This is a genomic window from Aliiruegeria lutimaris, from assembly GCF_900099935.1.
Classification (GTDB): Bacteria; Pseudomonadota; Alphaproteobacteria; order Rhodobacterales; family Rhodobacteraceae; genus Tropicimonas; species Tropicimonas lutimaris.
The window spans coordinates 1-1,135 of the sequence record NZ_FNEK01000191.1; the positions used below are offsets into that span (position 1 = coordinate 1).

Consider the following 1,135-nt stretch of genomic DNA (forward strand, 5'->3'; position numbering starts at 1 on the left):
CGGCCGATGGCAACCCGCTGGCGCTGGCCGCCCGAAAGCTGGCCGGGGCGACGGTCGAGATAGTCGGTGAGGTTGAGCACTCGGGCCGCTTCCTCGACTTTCCGGTCCTGCTCCGCCTTGTCGAGCTTGGCCATGCGCAGTGGGAAGGCGATATTCTTGCGCACGCTCATATGCGGGTAGAGCGCGTAGCTCTGGAAGACCATCGCCAGGCCGCGCTTGGCAGGCGGCACGTCGGTCGCGTCCTGACCGTCGATCGCGATATGGCCGGAGGTCACGTCCTCAAGTCCGGCGATGAGCCGCAGGAGGGTGGACTTTCCGCAGCCCGAGGGGCCGACGAAGACGACGAACTCGCCTTCGTTGATTTCGAGATCCAGCGGCGGAATGACGTTCACTTCCCCGAAGGACTTGGTGACCTGGCTGAGAGAGATATGACCCATTTATTCTGTCCTCACTTCACCGCGCCGAAGGTCAGGCCGCGGACGAGTTGTTTCTGGCTGAACCAGCCCATGATCAGGATCGGCGCGATGGCCATGATCGAGGCGGCGCTGAGCTTGGCATAGAACAGGCCTTCCGGGCTGGAATAGCTGGCGATGAACTGGGTCAGCGGCGCTGCGCTCGAACTCGTCAGCTGGAGCGACCAGAAGGCCTCGTTCCAGGCGAGAATGATGTTGAGCAGCACGGTCGAGGCCATGCCGGGGATCGCCATCGGAGTCAGCACGTAGATGACCTCTTCGCGCAAAGTGGCCCCGTCCATCCGTGCCGCTTCAAGGATTTCGCCGGGGATTTCCTTGAAATAGGTGTAGAGCATCCAGATGATGATCGGCAGGTTGATCATCATCAGCACGAAGGTGAGACCGACGCGGGTGTCGAGCAGGCCGAAATCGCGGAAGATCAGGTAGATCGGGATCAGCACGCCGACGGGCGGCAGCATCTTGGTCGAGAGCATCCACATCAGCACGTCCTTGGTCCGCTTGGCGGGCACAAAAGCCATTGCCCAGGCGGCCGGGATCGCGATCAGCAACCCGAGGAGGGTCGAGCCGACCGAGATGGTCACCGAGTTCATGAAGTGCTTGAAGTAGTCGGAGCGCGCCTGAACCGCGCCATAGCTCTCGGTGGTCCAGTCCGAGGAGAAGAG

2 protein-coding genes are annotated in these 1,135 nt (G+C 62.1%); both read right to left on the reverse strand.

Annotation, left to right across the window (positions count from 1 at the left end; translation table 11 throughout):
• A partial coding sequence (locus tag BLR85_RS28325; protein WP_139188633.1) for an ABC transporter ATP-binding protein occupies nucleotides 1–437 on the reverse strand: 437 nt, incomplete at its 3' end.
• A gap of 11 nt (nucleotides 438–448) precedes the next feature.
• Nucleotides 449–1,135: carbohydrate ABC transporter permease (locus BLR85_RS28330; RefSeq protein WP_093165262.1), on the reverse strand; the 687-nt coding region annotated here is incomplete at its 5' end.